General features: G+C 62.1%; 1 protein-coding gene. It reads left to right on the top strand.

Translation table 11 applies throughout. The features are described from left to right. Window positions 1–594 (top strand): type VI secretion protein IcmF/TssM N-terminal domain-containing protein (locus tag Phpb_RS07660; protein ID WP_276204255.1); only part of this gene is annotated, 594 nt, incomplete at both ends.

Here is a 594-nt window from a genome sequence, read left to right as displayed (position 1 = left end):
GGACATGATGCTCAATAAAGTGGATATCAGTCAGCGCAGCCCCCTGTTCAGCTTCACCCGCCAGATACAGGGGCTGCACAGCGCTGTGGCGCAGCTGCTGGAGGGGCTGCTTTACAACGGCGGTCCGGCCCAGCCCGGCCTGCGGGGGGTTTATCTCACCTCGTCTACACAAATCGGCCAGATGGATGACATTTTTACCCAGTCCGCCGCGGTGCAGTATCACCTCGGGCCACAGGCATTTCCCACCTGGCCGGTGGCGGACACCGCGCCCTACTTCACCCACGCGCTGTTTGAAGAGGTCCTGCTGGCCGAGCCGAATCTGGCGGCTGAAAACCGCCTGTGGTTAAACCGCCACCGCCACACACTACTGACCTTCTCCACCGTGGGCGCCGGGGTGGTGCTGGCCCTGTGGACCGGCTGGCACTACTACTATCAGAAGAACTACCGGGCCGGCGACGAGGTCCTGGCGCAGGCCAGAACCTTCCTGTCTGTGCCGCCCCCCCAGTGCGAAGACCGTAACGGCAATTTACAGCTTCCCCTGCTCAATCCTGTCCGTAAAGCCACCCTGGCCTACGGGGATTACCATCAGAAAGG

Source organism: Photorhabdus namnaonensis (genome assembly GCF_001684335.1).
Lineage (GTDB): Bacteria > Pseudomonadota > Gammaproteobacteria > Enterobacterales > Enterobacteriaceae > Photorhabdus > Photorhabdus namnaonensis.
This window is presented reverse-complemented; position numbering and strand designations above follow the sequence as displayed.